At 39.3% G+C, this 1271-nt stretch carries 1 protein-coding gene; it reads left to right on the forward strand.

What is annotated here, in order from left to right:
- Positions 1 to 149: 149 nt before the first annotated feature.
- Positions 150 to 1271 (forward strand): hypothetical protein (locus tag EDM53_RS00910; RefSeq protein ID WP_165379519.1); only part of this gene is annotated, 1122 nt, incomplete at its 3' end.

Genomic DNA, 1271 nt, shown 5'->3' on the forward strand with positions numbered 1-1271 from the left:
GGCTAGTCATTTCTAAAAGCCTTGCAAGATTGTCTAATACCCTCTTGTCTTTTGGGATCTTGGTGTGTCCTACTGTTTTTTCTCTCTTGCGTTTCATATCATGAATATCACGGCTTGATTTTTTCTGTATGTTTTGTATTGTTTACATAATGCGTAATCACTGTACCTTTAATAATATGAAAAGACAAACAGTTAATTTTGAGAAGTATAAAGACCAAGACACCAGGCAACCAAAGAAGACAAGAACAGAACAGCTATCCCTAACACAGAAAAGGATTGCAGACGCGGACGTGTCTTACTTTCTAGATCATAAGGAGCTTGGTCTCCTAAAGTTAGAGCTTCAGCTAGTGTTCAATACGCCAAAAAAAATGGAGGCCTTACTTTCATACTCTAATTACAAGGTTTTTAAATGGGCAGTAGAACAAGAGGAACTTGAACTTGTGAGTTACTTAATAGATAACACTACCCATAGGAGTAAGTTGCTGACGGTGTGCCATAATAATTATGAGGTTATGAAGCGTTTCATAGACTCTTGTATAGAACAAATAGTTGCAGGAACGTACCAAGTTGGGAGGACTGGTGCTATGCTGAAGGTCCTTGTAAGTCCTAATGTCAAGCTATTAACACAAATTGTGGAAGACACGATTGACGAAAGAACGTCTGATGTGAAGGTTGCTAGTATTCTGCGATCTCACGTAAGAGCTGTGATATCAGAGCTTGAAAAAGAGAGTGGTGAATGTGGTGATAACAAGACAGAGGATGACATTTCGGAATGTACTAACAATCAACAATCCATATCTCCCAAAGAGAGCGACACGGAATCATTCTATCAGAACGAAACGAATGAAGGAGTTGAGATTGGGACTAGTAGAAGTCAGGATAGCAGTTCTGTACCTGGTACTGAATTAGCTGAGTTGCTGGTCAGCGGATTACTCAACTTAATAGATGTGGCACCGAAGTGGCTTAAGGATTACGTCCTGCAATCTAGTCCGATACAAAATCTCTTGAGTTCATTATTTGAGCAGCATAGTACTATAGAAACGCGGTTTAGTGAGTGTGTTCAAGGTATGTTTAATAGCAGTACACATTCAGAAAGGGAAGACGAAAATACTCCAAATATTGAGGATAAAGCCACGGTAGACATCGTAAATGCAACACTTATTGACATACCTATGGCTACACCACATACACCACAAGCTGATGTTATTGGCATCTCATCTATCTATATGTCACAAAATGTAGTGCCACTTTGCCATATCAGTCACAAAGGT

The sequence above is a fragment of the Rickettsiales endosymbiont of Peranema trichophorum genome (assembly GCF_004210275.1).
Classification (GTDB): domain Bacteria; phylum Pseudomonadota; class Alphaproteobacteria; order Rickettsiales; family Midichloriaceae; genus RICK02.